Below are 6,022 nucleotides of genomic sequence, written 5' to 3'. Positions count from 1 at the left end.
CATTCCCGGCGGAACGCGCCTTGCCTTGGCGCATTGGCGGGGCGCTGAGAGTTACATGGTTTTCCGCGTGGAGCCGATCGTCGCCGACATCGTCCCCAACCGGAGTCGCAGGCCGAGGCGCAACGGCAACGGGACGGTCTTGCGGCAGTGCCAGCAGGAGAGCTCGCGCGCCCGCGCCTCGGCCAGGTTTTCCGCCCGGCAATGGGGGCAGTCGATGGCCCCGTCTTCCAGGACCCGGAACAGCGCCTGCCATTCGCCCTCGGTGACCCGTCGGCCGGGTTGGCGCAGACCCACGGTGAAGGCCCGCGTGAAGAGTTCCTGAAGGGACGGGGGACACAGCGCCCAGCGGCGCCTCGCCGTGGCGTAGTCCGGGTCGGAGGGTAGGCGGTTGTCGTCCCGGTGCGGATCGAAGACGAAGACCGGTCGCTCCGCCAAAAAAGGTCCGTCGATTCAGCCATCGCTCAGAACACCTCTGCGTTGGAGGTCGCCGCCGGAAGCGGGGCGAGCGCCAGCACCACGTTCCGGTACCGGTCCTCCTCCGGCAGGCGGCTCTTGCCCTGTGAGGAGCCCGGGGTGGCCGCGGTGCTCGCCCATTTGATGTAGTGCAGCAACTCTTCGTGGTCGTGCGCCTTGAGCAGGCCAATTCTCCGCGGTGATGCTGGAGAGTGAAGTCAGAGGTCCCGGGCGAGACGGAATCCGAGATCGTCGCTGCGGAAGTCGGTGGCGCTTTTGCGCCGGGGAGCGGCACGCGGGCTTTCGCGCCAGGATCCGCCGCACAGCACCCGCTGGCTGCAATCGTCGACCAGCAATCCCTTGATCCGGCGTGGATCGCTCAGCAAGGCCGGACCGTGGGCGGCGACCAGTTCGCCCAAGGCCAGCGCACACTCCTCGCGAATGATGTTCAGTCCCGGACGATCGGTAGTGGGCATGATGTTCTGTTTTGACCTCCCCGTTCCCAAGCGGCGTGGATTACCGTCAGAACGGTTGAATCATCACTCCACGCTGAAGAGAGTCGGGTTGTGAAGAGGCTTGTCGATGACCGTATCGACCGGCGCTTCCGGAAGACTGGAGACGCCCCGCCGACCGGAGTCCCGGCGCATCGCGGAAACGGCGCGACCACCGTCTTCATACGGCGTGGTGCCGGGATACGCGTGATGGTAAGCGTATTCCCGTCGGCGAAGGGCGTCTGTGCGTTGGCGGACAGAGGGTGAACGGGCGGAGCGGCCGCAACGGCCGCCTCACCCCGACAGCGGGGCGGCACCGCGGCGCACCCAATATTTCCTTCCCTCTTCGATGGCGAAGATGACCAGCGGCGCCAGCAGGATCGGGAACCAGACCGGCACCGGGAACGGCTGGGCGTTGAACAGGTGGCGCAACGGCGGCACATAGACCACCAGCACGATGAACAACACCTCGACGGCGATGCCCGCGACGATCCAGCGGTTCGGGGCGAGCAGCAACGGCACGGCGCTCTGGCGGTTGGTCCGGCAGGCCATCACGTTGCCGATCTGGGAGAAGATGATGGCGGCGAGGAAGGCCGCGGAGGCCTGCTGGTGAAGCGGCGCGTCGAGGGCCAGCGGCGCGCCCCACGACCAGCCGCCATGACCGAGCACCAGGAAGAACACGGCGAAGGAGAGCGCGGCCTCGGCCGGGCCGATGATGCCGTAGCTGCGCAGGAAGGTCTTCGCGCCGACCAGCCGCTCACCGCGGCGCCGCGGCGGGCGGCGCATGATGTCGGCCTCGGGGGGCAGGTTGCCCAGGCCGATCGCCGGCAGGATGTCGGTGATCAGGTCGATGGCGAGGATCTGGATCACCGTGATCGGCAGCGGGATCGGCAGCAGGACGTAGGCGATGAAGGGGAGGATCTCGGGGATGTTGCTGGTCAGCACGTAGGTGATGAACTTCTTGATGTTGTCGTAGACCGCGCGCCCCTCCTCGACCGCATGGACGATGGTGGCGAAGTTGTCGTCGAGCAGGATGATGTCGGAGGCCTCCTTGGCGACGTCGGTGCCGCGCCGGCCCATGGCGATGCCGATGTCCGCGCGCTTCAGCGCCGGGGCGTCGTTGACGCCGTCACCGGTGACCGCCACCACCTCGCCCATCTCCTTCAGCGCGTTGACGATGTCGAGCTTCTGTTCCGGGGCGATGCGGGCGAACACCACCTCGCCACCGCGCAGCACCTCGATCAGCTCCTCCAGGTCCATGTTGGAGAGCTGCTCGCCCTCAATCACCTTGGGGGTGGTGACGATGCCGAGTTGGCGGGCGATGTAGGAGACGGTCTCGCCCTTGTCGCCGCTGATCACGACGATGCGGATGCCGGCGCTCTTGCAGGCGGCGACGGCGGCGGGGACCTCCGGGCGCGGCGGATCGACCAGCGCCACGTGGCCGAGGAAGACCAGCCCCTCGGCCTGCGCCTCGACCTCCCCGCCGTCCCGGCGACAGGCGAGCGAGAGCACGCGCAGGCCCTGCCCGGCATACTGCCGCGCCTGCTCCGCGAGTTGCGCGCGCCGCTCGGGGTCGAGCGCCACCTCTCCCCCCCGGCGGTGAACCCGGTCGCAGCGCTCGAGCATCACCTCCGGGGCGCCCTTGACCGCCAGGTAGCTGCCGCCGTCGCGGCCGCGGAATCGGTTCCACATGTATTTCGCCTGGGCGTCGAAGGCGCGGGTCGCCAGCGGCCGGAAGGCGGCGCGCAGCGACTCCAGCCGGGTGTGGCGGTCGACGAACTCCACCATGGCGGTCTCGGTGGGATCGCCCTTGAAGCGCTCCCGCCCCTTCTCGTGCTCCAGCACCATGACGTCGTTGCACAGCGCCATCGCCTCCAGCAGCGGCCGGACGGCGGCGTCGCGGGAGAACCTCCGTCGCTCGCCGGCGGGGAGATCTTCGAAGTCGACGAACAGCCGCTCCACCTGGAGGCGGTTGCGGGTCAGCGTGCCGGTCTTGTCGGTGCAGATGACGGTGGTGCCGCCGAGGGTCTCCACCGAGAGGATCTGCTTGACCAGAGCGTTGCGCCTGCCCATGCGCACGGAGGATTGGGTCAGCGCCAGGGTCACCGTCGGCAGCAGCCCCTCGGGGACGTTGGCGACGATGATGCCGATGGCGAAGATCAGGTTGGTCCAGAAGGGGTTGCCGATGAAGAAACCGACGAGGAAGAACAGGCCGCCGATGCCCAGCGCCAGCCAGGTGATCTTCTGCACGAACGCCTTCAGCTCCCGCTGCATCGGCGTCAGGTCCTGCACCACCCCGCGGGAGAGCCGCGAGATGGCGCCGAGGGTGGTGGCGCGGCCGGTGCCGGTAACCAGCACGGCGGCGTGGCCGCCGAGCACGGTGGCCCCGGAGCTGACCCGGCACGCCGCGACGATCTCATCGGCCAGCGCGACCTTGGCCAGCGGCTCCGATTCGCCGGTGAGGATCGACTCGTCGATCAGCAGGTTTTCGGCGCTCACCAGCACCCCGTCGGCGGGGATCTTGTCTCCCTCCTGGATGAACAGCAGGTCCCCCGGCACCACCTCGTTGGCGTCGAGCAGCACCTTCTCCCCGTCGCGCAGCACCACCACCTCCTTGGGGATGTAGTCGAGAAAGGAGACCATCAGCTTCTCGACCTTGTAGTTCTGGATGAACGAGACCGAGGCGTTGAGCACCACCACCAGCAGCAGGGCGGCGGCGATCAGCTCATAGCCCTCGCCGGGGCTGAGGGCGTGGGCGATGAAGGAGAGGGCGGAGGCGGCCAGCAGCAGCAGCGGGAAGAGCGCGACGAACTCCGCGGCGAGCATGCGCAGCGGCGAGCGGCGGCGGTGGAAGGTGATCCGGTTGGGGCCGTAGCGGAGCAGGCGTGCGCGCGCCTCGCCGCCGCTCAGTCCGCCGTCGGCACAGCCGAGCGCGTCGAACAGGGCGCGCCTGTCGGGATATTCGGCGGTCATTGCGCGGGCCTCGGGTCGGGTGCGATAGCCCAAGCGTAGTCCGCTCCGCCGGCGGCGCATGGCGTGGCCCGCAGTGTGCGCTAGCGCACGGAATGCACTCCGCCAAGGGTGTACGTTCCGGGATGGATTAACCATTCCACAGGATACCGCCATGCATATCACTTGGAGTCTGGGACCGCTGGTGGCGTTGATCGCCGGCGTCCTCATTCTGGCCATGCCCCGACTGCTGAGCTACATCGTCGCGGCCTATCTGATCGTCTTCGGAGTGCTCGGGCTGGTCGGCGACGTGCACCTGACCTAGTGGGCCATGCGGAAAGTATTGCAACTCTCAGCAATACTTTCCGCATGGCCCACTGGGGGAGACAATCATGTTGATCACCTTTTCCTGCGCGGCGTATGCGGACATCACGATGTTCGGTAACGTCGCGATCCGCCTGCTCAAACTGATGGGACACAGCGGCACCGTGCCGAGCGCACTCCTCGCGGCCGACGTCCCGGCCGCACTGGAGCGGCTGACCGCCGCCGTCGAGGCGGACGCCGAGCGGAGCGAATCGCACGCCCCCGCCCATGGCGCGGAAGACGACGAAAGCGTCAGTCTCACGCTCCGCTCCCTGCCGTTGCGGGAGCTGCTGGAGGCCGCGGCGCAGGCGCAATGCAACGTGATGTGGGATCGCCAATGATCCGCCGGCGGTGAGCGATGCGGTGAACCGTGATGGAATACAAAGACTATTACCGGATCATGGGCGTGGCGCGCGATGCCACCCAGGAGGAGATCAAGCGCGCCCACCGCAAGCTGGCCAGGAAGTATCACCCGGACGTCAGCAAGGAGCCCGATGCCGAGGCGCATTTCAAGGAGGCCGGCGAGGCCTACGAGGTGCTCAAGGACCCGGAGAAGCGCGCCGCCTACGACAAGCTCGGCAGCGAATGGCAAGCCGGACAGGAGTTCCATCCGCCGCCGGACTGGGACGCCGGGTTCGCGTTCCGCGGCGGTGGCTATACCGCCGCGGACCCCGGCCTGCACAGCCGTTTCTTCGAGGAGCTGTTCGGCCGCGACTATGCGCGCTCCGCCCGCGCGGCGGGGCGGCAGAGCTTGCGCATGGGGGGCGAAGACCAGCACGCCAAGGTACTGATCGATCTCGAGGACAGCTTCACCGGCGCAACCCGCTCGATCTCGCTGCGTGTTCCGGAACTCACCGATGCGGGTCGCCTCGGCGCCCGCGAGCGCACCCTGAGGATCCGCATCCCCAAGGGGATCCGGCCCGGCCAACAGATCCGCCTCGCCGGCCAGGGAGGTCGGGGCTTCGGCGGCGCGGAGCCGGGCGATCTCTACCTGGAGGTGGGGTTCCGCGACCATCCTTTTTATCGCCTCATCGGCGCGGACATCTACCTCGACCTGCCGGTGGCGCCCTGGGAGGCGGCGCTCGGCGCGAACGTCCAGGTGCCGACCCCGTCCGGGTTCGTCGATCTCAGGATTCCGGCCGACTCGCAGCAGGGGCGAAAGCTGCGCCTCAAGGGGCGGGGCCTGGTCGGAAGAGCGTCCGGCAAGCAGGCCGCCGCACCGGCCGGCGATCTCTATGTGGTCCTGCTGGTGACCCTGCCGCCGGCCGACAGCGACGCCGCCAAGCAGTTGTATCGGCAGATGGAGACGCAACTCGGGTTCAATCCGCGGGCGGCGTCGGGAGGGTTCAAATCCCATGGATGACAACGACTCGTCGGTGGTGGTGGTCGAACTGATCGACGAACAGAAGACCTTCACGTTGGCCGAGCTATGCCGCTGCTTCGCGGTCGAAGCCGAGCACATCGAGTCCCTGGTGGAGCACGGGATCCTCGAACCGGTCGGCCGGCGCGGCCGCCACTGGTGCTTTTCCGCCGGCAGCCTGCGGCGCACGCGGATCACGCTGCATCTGCAGCGCGACCTCGGGGTCAACCTCGCCGGCGCCGCGCTGGCACTCGATCTGCTCGAACGCATCGAGGAGCTCGACGCCCGCGTGCGGGCGCTGCGCGGTGGAGCGCCGGGTGATATGTGATACCGGCGCCGTAGGGAAGTACAAGTTCCGCGACCGCATCACACGATCCAACCTCGCATCGGATCCCCCGGCAAAGCC

General features: G+C 68.1%; 8 protein-coding genes. 4 read left to right on the top strand and 4 right to left on the bottom strand.

What is annotated here, in order from left to right; genetic code table 11:
• Positions 1–51: 51 nt before the first annotated feature.
• From ACYQ2W_RS24980 to ACYQ2W_RS24965, 4 genes are all read right to left on the bottom strand, one after another.
• A complete protein-coding gene (locus ACYQ2W_RS24980; RefSeq protein ID WP_459873534.1) occupies positions 52–435 on the bottom strand; it encodes a hypothetical protein in 384 nt (127 codons plus the stop codon).
• A gap of 26 nt (positions 436–461) precedes the next feature.
• Positions 462–611 carry a hypothetical protein gene (locus tag ACYQ2W_RS24975; RefSeq protein WP_459873531.1) on the bottom strand — a complete coding sequence of 50 codons (150 nt, stop codon included), beginning with the start codon at positions 609–611 and terminating at the stop codon, positions 462–464.
• Positions 612–671: 60 nt separating this feature from the next.
• On the bottom strand, positions 672–929 hold the full coding sequence (locus ACYQ2W_RS24970; protein WP_459873529.1) for an SUMF1/EgtB/PvdO family nonheme iron enzyme: 258 nt from the start codon (positions 927–929) through the stop codon (positions 672–674).
• A gap of 309 nt (positions 930–1,238) precedes the next feature.
• Positions 1,239–3,917 (bottom strand): cation-translocating P-type ATPase, encoded by a 2,679-nt coding sequence (locus ACYQ2W_RS24965; protein WP_459873527.1) that lies wholly within the window; start codon positions 3,915–3,917, stop codon positions 1,239–1,241.
• A 151-nt stretch (positions 3,918–4,068) separates the two neighbouring features.
• Between ACYQ2W_RS24965 and ACYQ2W_RS24960 the strand changes: the two genes are divergently transcribed.
• The 4 genes from ACYQ2W_RS24960 (at position 4,069) to ACYQ2W_RS24945 (ending at position 5,944) form a co-directional block, all read left to right on the top strand.
• Positions 4,069–4,218: a DUF3096 domain-containing protein gene (locus ACYQ2W_RS24960; RefSeq protein ID WP_459873525.1), complete on the top strand. Its 150-nt coding sequence runs from the start codon at positions 4,069–4,071 to the stop codon at positions 4,216–4,218.
• A 67-nt stretch (positions 4,219–4,285) separates the two neighbouring features.
• On the top strand, positions 4,286–4,597 hold the full coding sequence (locus tag ACYQ2W_RS24955; protein WP_459873523.1) for a DUF1840 domain-containing protein: 312 nt from the start codon (positions 4,286–4,288) through the stop codon (positions 4,595–4,597).
• Between the two features lie 32 nt (positions 4,598–4,629).
• Entirely contained in the window at positions 4,630–5,619 is a 990-nt protein-coding gene (locus ACYQ2W_RS24950) for a DnaJ C-terminal domain-containing protein (RefSeq protein ID WP_459873521.1), read from the top strand.
• Positions 5,612–5,944, top strand: a complete 333-nt coding sequence (locus ACYQ2W_RS24945; RefSeq protein ID WP_459873519.1) for a chaperone modulator CbpM — start codon at positions 5,612–5,614, stop codon at positions 5,942–5,944. The genes ACYQ2W_RS24950 and ACYQ2W_RS24945 overlap by 8 nt, the downstream gene beginning before the upstream one ends.
• Positions 5,945–6,022 lie beyond the last annotated feature (78 nt).

It is taken from the genome of Endothiovibrio diazotrophicus, assembly GCF_054657215.1.
The sequence above is the reverse complement of the archived record's forward strand: the minus strand, read 5'-3'. Positions and strand labels throughout refer to the sequence as shown.